The 15,964-nt window shown below is 31.9% G+C and carries 15 protein-coding genes and 1 pseudogene; 10 read left to right on the plus strand and 6 right to left on the minus strand.

The window, feature by feature from the left end:
- Positions 1-47 precede the first annotated feature (47 nt).
- Together P8K68_RS08900 and P8K68_RS08905 are read right to left on the minus strand one after the other, a co-directional pair.
- Positions 48-995, minus strand: coding sequence for a glycosyltransferase family 2 protein (locus tag P8K68_RS08900; RefSeq protein WP_300249756.1), 948 nt, complete (start codon positions 993-995; stop codon positions 48-50).
- A 40-nt stretch (positions 996-1,035) separates the two neighbouring features.
- Positions 1,036-1,569, minus strand: a complete 534-nt coding sequence (locus P8K68_RS08905) for a DUF4199 domain-containing protein (protein ID WP_300249758.1) — start codon at positions 1,567-1,569, stop codon at positions 1,036-1,038.
- Positions 1,570-1,724: 155 nt separating this feature from the next.
- Here P8K68_RS08905 and P8K68_RS08910 point away from each other — a divergent pair, with 155 nt between their 5' ends.
- Complete coding sequence (locus tag P8K68_RS08910; protein ID WP_109351196.1) at positions 1,725-1,976, plus strand: type B 50S ribosomal protein L31; 252 nt, start codon at positions 1,725-1,727, stop codon at positions 1,974-1,976.
- A 137-nt stretch (positions 1,977-2,113) separates the two neighbouring features.
- Entirely contained in the window at positions 2,114-3,289 is a 1,176-nt protein-coding gene (locus P8K68_RS08915; RefSeq protein WP_300249762.1) for a GlmU family protein, read from the plus strand.
- Positions 3,290-3,450: 161 nt separating this feature from the next.
- On the opposite strand, the gene P8K68_RS08920 is transcribed toward P8K68_RS08915, so the two are convergent.
- Positions 3,451-5,070, minus strand: coding sequence for an ABC transporter substrate-binding protein (locus P8K68_RS08920; protein WP_300249765.1), 1,620 nt, complete (start codon positions 5,068-5,070; stop codon positions 3,451-3,453).
- A gap of 86 nt (positions 5,071-5,156) precedes the next feature.
- On the opposite strand from P8K68_RS08920, the gene mtaB reads away from it, so the two are divergent.
- A complete protein-coding gene (gene mtaB / locus P8K68_RS08925) occupies positions 5,157-6,482 on the plus strand; it encodes a tRNA (N(6)-L-threonylcarbamoyladenosine(37)-C(2))-methylthiotransferase MtaB (RefSeq protein WP_300249768.1) in 1,326 nt (441 codons plus the stop codon).
- A 109-nt stretch (positions 6,483-6,591) separates the two neighbouring features.
- The gene (locus P8K68_RS08930; protein WP_300249771.1) at positions 6,592-7,110 is read left to right on the plus strand and encodes a hypothetical protein; all 519 of its coding nucleotides are present in this window, start codon (positions 6,592-6,594) and stop codon (positions 7,108-7,110) included.
- A gap of 67 nt (positions 7,111-7,177) precedes the next feature.
- On the opposite strand, the gene P8K68_RS08935 is transcribed toward P8K68_RS08930, so the two are convergent.
- Positions 7,178-7,474, minus strand: coding sequence for an N-acetyltransferase (locus P8K68_RS08935; protein ID WP_300249774.1), 297 nt, complete (start codon positions 7,472-7,474; stop codon positions 7,178-7,180).
- Positions 7,475-7,587: 113 nt separating this feature from the next.
- On the opposite strand from P8K68_RS08935, the gene P8K68_RS08940 reads away from it, so the two are divergent.
- The 3 genes from P8K68_RS08940 to P8K68_RS08950 are packed head-to-tail and all read left to right on the plus strand — an operon-like array spanning position 7,588 to position 9,696.
- A complete protein-coding gene (locus tag P8K68_RS08940) occupies positions 7,588-8,253 on the plus strand; it encodes an alpha/beta hydrolase (RefSeq protein WP_300249777.1) in 666 nt (221 codons plus the stop codon).
- A 35-nt stretch (positions 8,254-8,288) separates the two neighbouring features.
- The gene (locus P8K68_RS08945) at positions 8,289-9,215 is read left to right on the plus strand and encodes a lytic transglycosylase domain-containing protein (protein ID WP_300249779.1); all 927 of its coding nucleotides are present in this window, start codon (positions 8,289-8,291) and stop codon (positions 9,213-9,215) included.
- Between the two features lie 52 nt (positions 9,216-9,267).
- On the plus strand, positions 9,268-9,696 hold the full coding sequence (locus P8K68_RS08950) for a PH domain-containing protein (RefSeq protein ID WP_300249781.1): 429 nt from the start codon (positions 9,268-9,270) through the stop codon (positions 9,694-9,696).
- Between the two features lies 1 nt (position 9,697).
- Here the strand turns inward: P8K68_RS08950 and P8K68_RS08955 are convergent, their stop codons facing one another.
- The gene (locus P8K68_RS08955) at positions 9,698-10,276 is read right to left on the minus strand and encodes a DUF2892 domain-containing protein (protein ID WP_300249783.1); all 579 of its coding nucleotides are present in this window, start codon (positions 10,274-10,276) and stop codon (positions 9,698-9,700) included.
- A gap of 297 nt (positions 10,277-10,573) precedes the next feature.
- Between P8K68_RS08955 and rpmH the strand changes: the two genes are divergently transcribed.
- The 3 genes from rpmH (at position 10,574) to P8K68_RS08970 (ending at position 15,831) form a co-directional block, all read left to right on the plus strand.
- Positions 10,574-10,735, plus strand: a complete 162-nt coding sequence (rpmH, locus tag P8K68_RS08960; protein ID WP_300249785.1) for a 50S ribosomal protein L34 — start codon at positions 10,574-10,576, stop codon at positions 10,733-10,735.
- A 113-nt stretch (positions 10,736-10,848) separates the two neighbouring features.
- Positions 10,849-13,701: a carbamoyl-phosphate synthase large subunit gene (gene carB / locus P8K68_RS08965; protein WP_300249788.1), complete on the plus strand. Its 2,853-nt coding sequence runs from the start codon at positions 10,849-10,851 to the stop codon at positions 13,699-13,701.
- A gap of 573 nt (positions 13,702-14,274) precedes the next feature.
- Entirely contained in the window at positions 14,275-15,831 is a 1,557-nt protein-coding gene (locus tag P8K68_RS08970) for a M43 family zinc metalloprotease (protein WP_300249791.1), read from the plus strand.
- Positions 15,832-15,845: 14 nt separating this feature from the next.
- Here P8K68_RS08970 and P8K68_RS08975 read toward each other — a convergent pair.
- Positions 15,846-15,964, minus strand: a pseudogene (locus P8K68_RS08975) (IS1595 family transposase); the annotation flags it as partial.

The following is a 15,964-nucleotide window of genomic DNA, read 5'->3' on the forward strand; positions in this document are numbered from 1 at the left end:
TAAAGTTGCCATTTTAAAACAAAATTAACAAAAACTAAAAGGTGTTTTTAGAAATTAAGTTCATCTTCAACAAGATATCGCTTCTTATCGGCTCTATTGCGTAAAATGAGTTCGCCTAAAAAGCCAGCAACAAAAAACTGTGTGCCAATAATCATAGTAGATAGTGCAATGTAGAACTGAGGGCGTTGTGTAATAAGTCTGCCCATAGGATTTAAAAATAATTTATCAATTCCTAAATAGAGTGCAAAAGCAAAACCAATTGCAAACATTATAAAACCTAATGCTCCAAATAGATGCATTGGGCGCTTACCAAAATGAGATAAAAACCAAATAGTAATTAAGTCTAAAAACCCATGAATAAATCGATTCATTCCAAATTTAGTTTCGCCGTATTTTCTAGCTTGATGTTTAACTACTTTTTCGCCAATATTTGAAAAACCAGCATTTTTAGCAAGTAACGGAATATAGCGATGCATTTCTCCATTAACATCAATGTTTTTTACAACGTCTTTTTTATACGCTTTAAGACCACAATTAAAATCGTGAAGTTTAACACCTGATGTTTTTCTTGCTGCCCAATTAAATAATTTTGAAGGTAAGTTTTTAGAGATAACCGAATCGTATCGTTTCTTTTTCCAGCCCGATACTAAATCAAATCCATTCTTAACAATCATATTATAAAGTTCTGGAATTTCATTAGGATTGTCTTGTAAATCAGCATCCATAGTAATAATCACGTTACCTTGAGCTTTTTCAAAACCAGCATGCAAAGCTTGAGATTTACCAAAATTTCTTAAAAAACGAATACCCTTTACAGATTCATTTTGGTTAGATAATGTTGATATAATTTCCCATGAGTTATCTGTGCTACCATCATCTATAAAAATAATTTCATACGAATATGAGTTGGATTGCATAACGCTAGTAATCCAATCAAATAATTCGGTTAAAGATTCTTCTTCGTTTAGTAGTGGTATAACTACAGATATTTGCATTTAGAATGGTTTCAAAAATATTATTCCAAAAATACTGAATTTATTTGGTGTCTGGTTTACTTTTTTGCAATGCCGCAGCAATCAAAAGACCAATAATGCTTAAAGGGGCTAAGTAATTAAACATTAATCCCTGAAAAACATTTGATATAGAATATAGATTTCCAGATTTAGCAATATTAATAGCTGTGTCAATTTCTTCTTGAGGTTTTTTAATCTGTTCTAGAACTTCAACCATTTTTTCAATGCTTTTCTCTTTTAAAATATCGGCAGAATCGGTATCTATAAAATTAAATATAATGTAGCTTAGTAATGTAATTATGGCTAAACCAATTAAAACAGTTAAAAAATATACTGAAAAAGCGTTTTTAAATGATAAAAAACCATCTAAATTCATTTTTGTTTTTAAAATGGCTATAGTACCAAAAACTATGGAAATAAAATAGATAGAAATCCCGTACCAGAAATTAACAAACATATCTAAATCAAAAAAATAAGCTAAAAAAAATAATACTGATAAACTAATACCCAAATAGACGCCAAAGTTTTTTGCATTAGATTTTAGTAATTCATCCATATTTTTAGGTTGTTTAAAAGTTGTAAACTATGCGAGCAAATATACCAAATAGACTTATTTATTTTAAGAAATAAAAATTATAAAAAATATTGTGAATTTATAAAAAATGCTTAAATTTGCACTTCCAAAATTGAAAAGAATAAAAGCATTTAGCGATGAGAAAAGGTATACACCCAGAAAATTATAGAATAGTAGCGTTTAAAGATATGTCTAATGATGATGTGTTTTTAACAAAATCTACAGCAGATACTAACGAAACTCTTGAAGTTGATGGTGTTGAATACCCATTAGTGAAAATGGAGATTTCTAGAACATCCCATCCATATTACACTGGTAAATCTAAATTAGTAGATACAGCAGGTCGTATTGATAAATTCAAAACTAAGTACGCTAAGTTTAAAAAATAAAGTTAGCTCAAAATATATTTATGAAAAGCCTTTCTACTGTAGAAAGGCTTTTTTATTTTTACAAGGCTATATTTTGTTAATCATAAGTTTAAAGATAAAAGTTCAAGTCTTTTAACTTTTAATTTCTTAACTGTTTTATGAATTATATTTTATTTGATGGCCCTTCTCGTAACAACTTGTTGCCTTTTACATATACAAGACCTGTAGCCGATATCCGCGTTGGTATTTTAACCATTAGAGAAAAATGGGAAACCTATTTAAATACAGTAACTACAACGGTAACTGAAGATTATTTATCAGATAAATATCCGATGGTAGAAATGGAAGAAAATATTATGATTAATGCATCCTACCTCCCAAATTTAGAACTGGTAGATATGATTAGTGATTTAAAAGAAAATCAAGCCATTTTTAAAGATGAAGATGTTATTGCGTTTTATGCTAAAGAAGGACAAGACGATATCAATTTTGAAAACTACAACGCTATTGAGTTTAATCAAGATATCATGAAAATAGAAAACACCTGGGATATTTTCTCTAAAAATGGAGAAGCTATTCAGGCGGATTTTACTCTAATAACGCAAGATAGAACATCGCAATCTATACCAGAAAGTAATAATATTATAGCACCAGAAAACATCTTCCTTGAAGAAGGGGCAAAATTAGAATTTACAACACTTAACGCAAGTAGTGGGCCTATTTATATTGGTAAAAATACCGAAATTATGGAAGGCGCTGTCATTCGTGGTCCTTTTGCACTTTGCGAAGGTGCAGGTGTAAAATTAGGTGCTAAAATTTATGGTCCAACAACTGTGGGGCCTCATAGTAAAGTTGGTGGCGAGGTAAATAACTCGGTCATTTTTGGCTATTCTAACAAGGGGCATGATGGCTTTTTAGGTAATTCCGTATTAGGCGAATGGTGTAACTTAGGTGCAGACACCAATAATTCAAATTTAAAAAACAACTACGCTGAGGTGCGCCTATGGGATTACCAAACTGAAGGTTTTGCAAAAACAGGCTTACAGTTTTGCGGACTCATGATGGGTGATCACAGTAAATGTGGTATAAACACTATGTTTAATACAGGTACCGTGGTGGGCGTTAGCGCCAATATTTTTGGTAGCGGTTTCCCGCGTAATTTCGTGCCAAGTTTCAGCTGGGGTGGTAGTTCGGGTTTCACCTCTTACCTAACCAAAAAAGCTTTCGAAGTGGCACAGGTGGTTATGGCAAGACGTAAAATTGAGTTTTCAGACCAAGATAAAGCCATTTTAGAACATGTTTTTGAAGAAACAAAAAAATACAGACGAAATTAGTAGTTGGCTCGCTGTATTATATTTGTGGTAGCATAGCTTTGTTGCTAATTACATTTTATCTGGAGTTTTACTTATGGCTCTAGTGTATAAGTTGGTAATGGAAAAAAATAAGTAGTTGTTAAAGATTATATTAATGGTCTTCTCATGTGGGTTGAAGAGAATTAATCTTTTCTAACAAATCTCAAATCCAATAAATTAATAGGGTTAATTCCTAATCCTTTTATGTTTTTTCTTGAAAAGCGCACCACTTCATCATAAAATAAAGGTACCATAAGTGCTTTCTGCATAGCCATAGAATCCATGGTGGTGTATAAGTGTTTTCTTTTTTCAATATCGGTTATAGTAAAAGCTTTATTGTATAAACTGTCAAACGCAGTGCTTTTGTAATGAAAGTAATTAGAGCTATTCGGAGCAAAATTTTTACTGTAAAATATGGATAAATAGTTTTCAGCATCTAAATAATCTGCAATCCAAGAGCTTCTAAACATATCTACTTTTCCGTTTGATCTTGCCGATCTTAAAGTGGCTTCAGGCATAACATCCACATTTATGGTTAACCCCGTTTTTTCTAATTCCCGCTGAATAAATTCACAAAAACTCAGGTAATTACTTGTTGTTACTAAGCTTATTTCAGGATTTGTAATACCGCTTTCTATTTTAAATTGCTCCACAAGTTGTTTAGCCTTTTCCGGTTTATAAGTAAAACCAATAGATTTATTATATCCAGGAAGCCCAATTGGAATAAAACCACCATTTGCAGGGTTTCCAATACCGTTTCGTAAATAAACCATCATTTTTTTTCTGTCAAAACCATAGTTTATGGCTTTTCTTATCAATTCAGATTGTATTTCTGGAGATTCAGAATCTAAATAGAATCCTAAATATTCGGTGTTTAAATAAGGGCCCCTAATCATATTAACTGTCTCGGTATAGGAATCCCTTAGTCGTCCATCTGCTGTTAATAGTTCGTCTTTATATGAAGCATCTAAGCCCGAAACATAATCTATATTGCCTTGTGCAAATTGCAAAAACTCACTTTGTTTGTCGGGTAAAAACGTAATTGCTACAGCTTCTAAGTAGGGGAGTGATTTTCCCTTGTTATCGGTCTCAAAATAGTGGTCGTTTCTTCTAAAAACAAGTTTGATGTTTTCTTCCCAGCGCTTAAATTTAAATGGACCAGTACCAATTGGCTTAGATCGAAAATCAGTACCATAATATTCAACTATTTCTTTTGGAACAACCGAACAATATTTCATGGTCAGTAGTCCTATAAAAGCAGGGAATGGTTGTTTTAGTGTAATCTCAAAAAGGGTGTCGTTTATAGCTTCAAAATCATTAACTTTATTTAAAACCCAACTTCCGGGAGCTGCAATTTTTTCGTCTCTTAAACGGTTAAGGCTATATGCGAAATCTTGAGCAATAACGGCTCTGGTAGAATCTTTTCCAAATAATTTATGTTTATGAAAATAGACATCTTCACGCAATGAAAAGGAATACTTTAAGCCATCCTCAGAAATCGTCCAGTGTTTAGCAATAGATGGTAAAATATTCAAATCACTATCCAATTGCACTAGACCATTGAACAATTGATTACAAACCGAATTGTCTTGTAAAGTTCTTGAAAATGCAGGGTCTAGCGTATTGATGTTGGCATATTCATTATATCGAAACACAAGGTGGTCTTTGTTCTTATTCGATTCATTTCCACAGGAAAAAAATAATATAAGGATGCAACTAATTGATAAATAGCTAATTATTTGTCTTAAAATTGGTTTTATCATGTAACTTATTAGTTGTAAATTTGCAATCTTTTAGTCAAAGAAGGTAAATATAATGAGATTTCCGTCTTCACGGAAATGAAAATACAATGAATAAAAAAGTCGCATTTTATACGTTAGGATGTAAACTGAATTTTTCAGAAACTTCTACCATTGCCAGAAATTTTAATAAGGAAGGTTTTGATAGGGTTGATTTTTCAGAAAAAGCAGATATTTATGTAATAAACACCTGCTCGGTTACCGAAAATGCAGATAAGCGTTTTAAAACTATAGTGAAACAAGCCCAAAAAGTAAATCCAGATGCTTTTGTTGCGGCAGTTGGTTGTTATGCACAACTAAAACCTCAAGAATTAGCAGATGTAAATGGTGTGGATTTAGTGCTAGGAGCAACAGAGAAATTCAAGATTACAGATTACCTAAACGACCTTTCTAAAAACGACTTTGGAGAAGTACATTCTTGCGAAATAGAGGAAGCTGATTTTTATGTTGGTAGTTATTCCATAGGTGATAGAACGCGTGCCTTTTTAAAAGTTCAAGATGGTTGTGATTATAAATGTACGTATTGTACTATTCCTCTAGCGAGAGGTATTTCTAGAAGCGATACTATGGATAATGTTTTGAAAAATGCTAAAGCCATTTCAAAACAAAATATAAAAGAAATTGTGCTTACAGGTGTTAATATTGGCGACTACGGTAAAGGCGAGTTTGGTAATAAAAAGCATGAACACACCTTTTTAGATTTAGTTACTGAGTTAGATGAAGTAGAAGGTATCGAGCGTTTACGAATTTCATCAATAGAACCTAATCTATTAAAAAATGAGACTATTGATTTGGTCTCAAAATCTAGAGCTTTTGTTCCTCATTTTCATATTCCATTGCAATCAGGAAGTAATCACATACTAAGGCGAATGAAGCGTCGTTACATGCGTGAATTGTATGTGGATAGAGTTGATAAAATAAAAGAAGTGATGCCACATGCTTGCATTGGTGTGGATGTGATTGTTGGGTTTCCAGGAGAAACAGACGAGCACTTTTTAGAAACCTATAACTTCTTAACTGAGTTAGATATTTCGTATTTGCACGTGTTTACCTATTCGGAACGCGATAATACGGAAGCAGTAGAGATGGATGGAATAGTTCTAAAAAACACGAGAAGTAAACGCAGTAAAATGTTACGAGGTTTATCTGTAAAAAAACGTCGTGCGTTTTATGAAAGTCAAATAGGAACGCTACGAACCGTTTTATTTGAAAGCGAAAATAAAGAGGGTTATATTCATGGTTTTACTGAAAACTACGTAAAAGTGAAAACACCATGGAATCCTATATTGGTTAATACACTTCACCAAGTTGAACTGACTGAAATTGACAATGATGGTATTGTAAAATTAGAGTTTTCTGAAGTATTTTCAGGATAGTTTTTATTAGTTTTCGACGAATAAACCCCAAATTCAAGCCATTTAGCTTATTTTTTATGCAAATATAACTTCTCCGAATACTTTTACTGGTAATTAATCATGCCCCAATATGAATAAATTACTTTTTAACCTATGTATTGCATTTACACTAGTATATTTTACTAGTTGCTCTACTGAGGATTTGCAAGATTCAAATGACTCATCTATTACAGGAGTTTGGAAATTAACAGCTTGGAATGTTAATGAAGGATTCGATTTTAATAATGATGGTATAATAAGTACCAATCTTTTACATGAAATAGATTGCTCGCGAAATGAAACTTTGTTTTTTGATCAAAAAGGCGTGGTATCTTTAAATACAGTCTTTAATCCAGAAATAAACATTGCTTTATTAAATGTATCGAATAGTGAGTATAACTTTGATGTTGCTTGTGATAGCGAAGGAGTTATAAGTTTAGCAACGTCTTACACGGTTAATGGTTCAATGATTATGATTGGAGAAAGTAAAGCGCAGATTAATGGCAATCAAATATCTTTAGTTTTTGATGATAGAATTAAAATTTATAATAAAGAATTGACTCAAGTGGTTGAAACAAAAGATTTGACTTTAGTTTATAAGAAACAATAACTTATAAGCATAAAAAAATCCGAAACTAAAATAAATGGTTTCGGATTTTATATTATAAAGTATCTAACTATATTCTAACGCCTACTGGTAGCATTCGTTTATACTTTCTATTACTTCTTACAAATTTTGCGATTGAAGGTGAAGTAGGCATAACACTTAAGTTTCGCGATGCTATTTCTTCAAAAACAAGTGACAAAAATTCTTTTTTAAAACCTTCATCTTTTATGCCTTCAGGGATAATTAGTTTGGTTAAAAAAATCTTTCTTTCTTGCAAAGAGTATTCAATTATTGCTAAGTCATTATCAACTTTAATTTCAAATTGACGTAGAAAATCATTGTCAATTAATTCTGCAGCTTCAACCATGGTTAATTTTTTTATTTCTTAGGAATCTAAAATAGTGAGTACTATTTCTCTAACTTTGTGCAAATTTACAAAAAAAAATCGATAGAATAAAGTAATTTCACGGTTAATACCTTATGGTTCAAGAGTTAATACATGTTTATTTAATGCCTGGTATGGCAGCAAGCCCAAAAATATTTGAGCGCATTAAGTTGCCAGACAACCAATTCAAAATTCATTTACTAGAGTGGGTAATTCCTTTTGATGATGAGGGTATAAGCGACTATGCTTTAAGGTTATCTAAAAATATAAAGCATGAAGATGTCGTTTTGTTAGGGGTTTCTTTTGGAGGGGTATTGGTACAAGAAATGAGTAAACATATTAAAGTTAAAAAACTAATAATTGTATCTAGTGTGAAGTCTTTTTATGAATTGCCAAAAAAGATGCTTTTGGCCAAAGCGACAAAAGCTTATGCATTGATTCCGACTCAGCTAGCAAGTAAAATTGATGTTTTTGAGAAATATGCTTTTGGTAAAAATATATCTAAGCGTCTTGAGCTTTATAAAACGTATTTATCAGTTAACGATAGTAAGTATTTAAGTTGGTCAATTAAAGAAATGGTGTGTTGGAATCAAGAAAATTTTCGTCCAGATATTATACATATTCATGGAGATAAAGACCCCGTATTTCCTATAAAATATATTAAGAACTGTATCGTTATTAAAAATGGGACTCATATTGTAATTATCAATAAATACAAATGGTTTAACGAAAATTTACCTAAGCTAATTTTAGGAAGCTAAACTATTTTTGTTAATTTTATAAAAAACGTAATAAAATGAAGATTATACAGAAAGGATTGGCGTTTGTGGGATTATTAAGTTTATGTGCTTTATTTATTTATGCCCTTCAAGATGCTCCAACAGATGAAAATTTTGAAACAAAATTGATAAACGATTATAACGTTTATGCGCTTCAAGTTCCAGAAGATTTGCATTTTGCTGGTGAGCGTATGCCACTTGAGAACCCAGATATTTTAGAACGTATGGATAGAGAGTTGTTGGTTAATACCTATTGGCAATCAAACGGACTACTTATGTTTAAACGTGCTAAAAAGTATTTTTCAATTATTGAGCCTATTTTAGCTAAATATGGCGTTCCAGACGATTTTAAATATTTAGCAGTAATTGAAAGTGGTTTAACCAATGCAGTATCTCCAGCAGGGGCAAGGGGTGTATGGCAAATTATGCCTGCTACAGGAAGAGAAAACGGCTTAGAAGTAAATAAGAATGTTGACGAGCGGTATAACTTGGAAAAATCTACTGAGGTGGCTTGTAAATACCTATTAGAGGCTAAAGATAAATTAGGGTCATGGACATTAGCTGCAGCTGCTTATAATGCTGGAAATACAGGGGTTTCAAGACGTTTAAAAGAACAAGGTGTTTCTGAATATTATGATTTACTTTTAGGAGAAGAAACCGGGCGTTATTTGTTTAGGATAGTTGCTTTAAAAGAAATCTTGTCAAACCCAAAAAAATACGGTTTCAATTTTAGAGATAAAGATTTATATGCAAATGTTCCAACCTATAAAATTGAGGTAGATACTGCAGTTGCTGATTTTACACAGTTTGCACAAAGGTTTGGAATTAACTACAAGATATTAAAGCTTCATAATCCTTGGTTGCGTGAGCCACATCTTAATAATAAGTCGAGAAAGCAATATTATGTAGAGATTCCTAAAGAAGGGTATTATTCGATAAATTAAAAAAAGATTTGTGTAAAATACGAGTGTTGAAATTATTCGATATTTCTTAAAAATGAAAACATATAAATCAAAAATTAGTTATGGTTTTTTGCTTGTCATTTTCTTTCTATATGTCATAATTACTTATTTTTCTGTTGCAGATAATTCTAGTTTTAAGAGTTTACTTATAATTTCAATAATTCATATATCAACATTTTTATTTTTACTCTATATGTTTTTCAATACAGATTACACCATAGACTATAAAACACTAAAAATAAGATGTGGTTTTATGTTTAAAAAAGATATTGATATTGATAAAATTAAATCAATATCTAAAACAAAGTCATTATTATCATCTCCGGCAGCATCATTAACCGATAGGATAGAACTGAAATTTGGAACGTATGATGCCGTTATTATTTCTCCAAAAGAGAAAAAGGAATTTATTAGAGCATTAGTGAAAATTAACCCAAATATTAAAAATAATTTAGATAACTAGATTATCTGCCTCGTCTTTTTTGCGCTCTTGCAGAACCACCAGCACCATAATGTTGCGTAGGGCCCACAGCTTGTTTCATGTTTTGTTTCATCATTTTAATCTGCTCAGTCAGCATGCCTTGTTTGTCTAGTTTCTGAGCTTCACTCAATAATTTTTGAGCTTCTTGCTTTCTGCGTTTAGAAAATGCAATACCAGCTAAGTTTAATTTTGCCATGGCTACATCATGATCCATAGATAAACCTAATGAAAGGGCTTTTTTGAAGTATTTCTCAGCCTCATTCATATTATCTTGAGACACCATAATACCATGTATGTAGTTGTAATAACCTTGTTGTTTAGTAACTAAAGCAGATTCAGGGTTTTTAATTTTGCTTAACCACTTTTTAGCACCTTCAAAATCTTGCTTTCTTAATCTTAAAAAGGCCAGTAAGATAAATTCATTTTTAAAATAAAGAAATATGAAAATTAAAGACAAAAATATAAGTGCAATACCGTTACCAATGTAGCCTTCTGTAAATTGATAAACAGCAAAAGCAATGATGAGCGCTGCAATGATAAGTTTTATGATTTTATTATACATAATTATAAAATTTCAAATGATAAAAAGTGTGATTTGTCTATAAAATAAACTACTTTATAGTTTTAAGACTGCAAAGAAACTAAATTTTTATGAAAATATACATATAGATATTTAACAAAATAATTGGTTACCCTAAATAAATAAAGGTCTGACAAGCGTTTTTTAATAGATGAAAATATTTATATTTTTTTTCAAAAAATGATTTGCTAAGTAATAAAGGCTTTGTATATTTGCCCTCGGTTTTAATAAAGCCTTCTATTTTAAAAAATACAATACAGATTATAAAAATATAAGAACATGCCAAAAAGAACGTTTCAGCCATCAAAGAGAAAAAGAAGAAACAAACACGGTTTCAGAGAAAGAATGGCTTCTGCTAATGGCAGAAAGGTGTTAGCGCGTAGAAGAGCTAAAGGAAGAAAAAAATTATCTGTTTCAACTGAAATTAGACATAAGAAATAATGATTAACAATTGTTGATAATTAAAAGGTGTTACTTAACGGTAACGCCTTTTTTTATATCTACTGATTGCTATTTTTGTAAAAAATTGACATTCAACTAATAACCAGTAAAAAATGCCGAAAAATCCAAAGCTTAAATCTATATTAATTATTGGCTCAGGTCCTATTGTAATTGGACAAGCATGTGAATTTGATTACTCCGGAACTCAAGCCTTACGCTCGCTTAGAGAAGATGGAATTGAAACTATACTAATCAATTCAAATCCTGCGACCATCATGACTGACCCAACAATGGCAGATCATGTTTATCTATTACCATTAAATACAAAATCGATTATTCAAATTTTGAAAGAGCATCCTCAAATTGATGCGGTTTTACCAACAATGGGAGGTCAAACAGCATTAAATTTGTGTATTGAGGCCGATGAAAAGGGCATTTGGAAAGATTTTGACGTAGAAATTATAGGAGTTGATATTGATGCTATTAATATAACAGAAGATAGAGAGCAGTTTAGAGAGCTGATGCTTAAAATTGGTATTCCAATGGCGCCTCAAGCTACAGCTAACTCGTTTTTAAAAGGTAAAGAAATTGCACAAGAATTTGGATTTCCTTTAATCATTAGAGCTTCTTTTACTTTAGGAGGAGCAGGAGCTTCATTTGTTTATAAAGAAGAAGATTTTGATGAGCTATTAACTCGTGGGTTAGAGATTTCTCCAATTCATGAAGTTATGATTGATAAAGCATTAATTGGGTGGAAAGAGTATGAATTAGAGCTGCTTAGAGATTCAAATGATAATGTAGTTATTATCTGTTCTATAGAAAATATGGACCCTATTGGTATTCATACAGGGGATTCCATTACTGTAGCTCCTGCCATGACTTTAAGCGACAGGACGTATCAAAAAATGCGTGATATGGCAATACATATGATGCGTAGTATTGGTGATTTTGCTGGAGGTTGTAACGTGCAGTTTGCCATTTCTCCTGATGAAAATGAAGATATTATTGCTATTGAAATTAATCCACGTGTATCTCGTTCTTCTGCTTTAGCTAGTAAAGCAACAGGATATCCTATTGCAAAAATTGCGGCTAAATTAGCTTTGGGTTATCATTTAGATGAATTAAATAACCAAATTACAAAATCAACTTCAGCGTTGTTCGAACCGACTTTAGATTATGTGATTGTAAAAATACCACGTTGGAATTTTGATAAGTTTGAAGGTTCAGATAGGCGATTAGGACTTCAAATGAAATCTGTTGGAGAGGTTATGGGAATTGGCCGCTCATTCCAAGAAGCACTGCACAAAGCCACGCAATCTCTTGAAATTAAACGTAACGGACTAGGTGCTGATGCCAAAGAAAATAAAAATTATGATCAGGTTATAGAAAAACTCACCTATGCTTCATGGGATAGGGTGTTTATAATTTATGATGCTATTGCCATGGGAATTCCATTAAGTAGAATCCATGAAATCACAAGAATTGATATGTGGTTTTTAAAGCAATATGAAGAGTTACATTTCTTGCGACATGAAATTTCAACCTTTACTATTGATACTATTGAAAAAGACTTATTACTTGAAGCGAAGCAAAAAGGCTATGGAGATAGACAAATTGCTCACATGTTGGGTTGTTTAGAAAGTCAAGTTTACTCTAGGCGTGAAGAATTAGGTGTAAATCGAGTTTATAAACTGGTTGATACTTGTGCTGCAGAATTTGAAGCAAAAACACCATATTACTATTCTACGTTTGAAAGTGATATGGAAACTGCAGATGGTAATCGTTATGCTGATAATGAAAGTATCGTATCTGATAAGAAAAAAGTAATCGTTTTAGGTTCTGGTCCAAATAGAATTGGTCAAGGTATTGAGTTCGATTACTGTTGTGTGCATGGGGTTTTGGCTGCCGCTGAATGTGGTTACGAAACGATTATGATTAACTGTAATCCCGAAACGGTTTCTACGGATTTTGATACCGCTGATAAACTATATTTTGAGCCCGTTTTTTGGGAACATATTTACGATATCATTAAACATGAAAAACCAGAAGGTGTTATCGTGCAACTTGGTGGACAAACAGCACTGAAACTTGCAGAAAAATTAACTAAATATGGTATTAAGATATTAGGGACTAGTTTTGAATCATTAGATTTAGCTGAAGACAGAGGATTGTTTTCAAATCTTTTGAAAGAGAATAACATTCCATATCCACAATTTGATATTGCTACAACTGCTGATGAAGCTTCTGCAATTGCAGATATTTTGGATTTTCCAATTTTAGTTCGTCCGTCTTATGTATTGGGAGGTCAAGGAATGAAAATTGTAATCAACAAAGAAGAGTTGGAAAAACATGTTGTTGATTTATTAGGCAGAATGCCAGGGAACCAACTACTGTTAGACCATTATTTAGATGGTGCTATTGAAGCTGAAGCTGATGCCATTTGCGACGGAGAAAATGTATATATTATAGGAATCATGGAGCATATTGAGCCTTGTGGCATTCACTCTGGTGATAGTAATTCATTATTACCACCGTTTAACCTTGGTCCTTTAGTAATGCAACAAATTATAGACCATACTAATAAAATTGCTTTGGCACTTAATACAGTAGGTTTGATAAATATTCAGTTTGCTATTAAAGATGATACGGTTTATATTATTGAAGCGAACCCAAGAGCTTCTAGAACAGTACCATTTATAGCAAAAGCTTATGGTGAACCTTATGTAAATTACGCAACAAAGGTGATGTTAGGAGAGAAAAAAGTAACCGATTTTAATTTCAAACCGAAATTAGATGGTTATGCTATTAAGCAACCCGTATTCTCGTTTAATAAATTCCATAATGTGAATAAAAAACTTGGACCAGAAATGAAAAGTACTGGAGAAAGTATCTTATTTATTGATGGCTTAAAAGACGATGCTTTTTACGATTTATACTCAAGAAGAAAAATGTACTTGAGTAAGTAATTATAAAAAACGCCAATAATAATGTAAGTTTAAAAATTGGGGTTTGACTTATTTTAAGTTAGCCCCTTTTATTAAATTTAGTTGAAATTTTTTTTTTGAAGCTGCAAGCGTTAATTCCTTAAACGTTTAAAAAAAATAGTGCTAAAAGTATATTCTTTAATTTTCTTTCCGTGAAATTAATTAAAGCCAATAAATTCTACTTAAAATAATTTATTTCATTACAATACTTACGTTTTTTATGTAGGTAAATTCAGTCTTTTTTATACAGACTTCTTAATAAGTTTACTTTTGTTTGAGTATTAAAAATTATTGATACCCAATAAACATTAGCTTTTGGTTTCTTATCTATACTTAAGCGCTACTCGTCTAATTTTAGTAGAGTCAAGTAGCATAGTTCAGTGTTTTTGTAACCCTTTATGTTATAGCATAAGATAAAGAAATTGGTCTTTTTGTATAGATCTACTTACCTTAAGCAAACTAATACGGCTTTAGTTATTTAAGTATTTTTTATTGCTAAAACATAGGTCATTAAAATAGTTATAGTAAAATAAAAATTAAAATAATTTAACACCTATGAAAAACAATTACTTTTTACTCCTTTTTTTTCTTATTATTTTGTCATGCTACAATGTTAGCGGGCAAAAAATTACTTCAAAAGACAAAAACCTAAAAAATATTACAACAGGAAATTCTGGATTTTGTGGCGCAGACCTTCTGCACAAAGAAAAAATAAAAGCCGATGCCAAATACAGATCACGTTACACCCAAACTATACAATCTATTAAAAAAAATAGCTCTAAAAAGAGTAAAGTAGAGGATGTTATCTATAAAGTTCCTGTTGTTGTACATGTAATGCATAAGGGAGAGCCTGCTGGATATGGCTCAAATATTTCAGATGAAAACGTTAAAAGAGGTATAGAAAATTTGAACAGCTACTGGAGAAAAATAGCAAATACTTTAGGAGACGGTTCTGGTGTAGATATGAAAATCGAGTTTGTATTGGCTGTTCAAGATGAAAATGGACAGTGTACCAACGGAATAAATCATGTAGACATGAGTAGTGTTCCTGCTTATGTGAGCAATGGTGTTAATAGGAATGAAAATGGTGGGATAAGTGATTATGACCCCTCTAATGGTATCAACTCATTAAAAGAATATAGTGTTTGGGATACTACCAAATATTATAACGTTTGGATAGTTGATGAAATTGATAATAAAAACTGCTATTCAGGAGAAGAATACTTCAAAGGCTATGCATATTATGCTTTTTTACACGGAGAAGTTTATGATGGTACGGTAATTTTAGCCTGCGACTATTCGGATGAATCTTCTACCACATTAGCCCATGAAATGGGGCACGCCTTTAATTTACAGCATACGTTTAATTATGATGAAGATGGGTGTGGTGATGATAGTATTGCAGATACGCCAAGCCACATAAGGCCATCCTCATTAACAAACCCTTTTTGTGATAATAATGAGGTTAATGATTGTGACCCAACATTCAATCAGGTTATAAATCCAGATACTGGATTTGTAAGAAATTCGGGTACCCATCAAGACCACATGTATAATTATATGAATTATACAGATTGTGCATCAGAATTTACAGGAGGGCAACGTGCAGTATCAATTACTGCACTAATAGAAGAACGAACTTCTTTTCTTAGTAGCCCTGCGCTAACGCCTCCAGCTAAAGCAGATGTTAGTTTTACAGCCTCTGTAACATACGCAGTTGTTGGCGAAACCATAACTTTTGAAGATCAATCTAGTTGCACACCAAATACATATACCAATACAGGGTACGGTAACGTAAGTTTCCTTTGGACTTTTAATAATGGAGTGGATGCGCCTATTACTTTAACCGACCAAAACCCAGAAGTTACATTCAACAAGCTTGGTACTTACGATGTAACTCTGCAGATTACAAATCCAGAAGGAACTTCAAGCTTAACAAAAACAGAACATGTTTCGGTGGGTACAGCAATGGTTGATACCGATCCAACTTGTACTATTTCTAGTATATATAATAATGCAAATTTTGGTGTAGGTGTCACAAACCTATCGTTTTACACTTTAAATAATGCAACAGATACTTTTATTCCAGCTAACTCTTTAAACGATTTTTGAATATCCGTTATAAGTCATAATCCTGTGATATTAGCAATAACAAGCCTATCGAAGAGTTGGTCTCCAAAATATCTACGATTTAGTTTATAGACGAATTCATTTAAGTATAATTGGAGATATTTTCCTTTAATTT

The sequence above is a fragment of the Algibacter sp. genome (assembly GCF_029245835.1).
In the GTDB taxonomy this organism is placed as follows: Bacteria; Bacteroidota; Bacteroidia; order Flavobacteriales; family Flavobacteriaceae; genus Algibacter_B.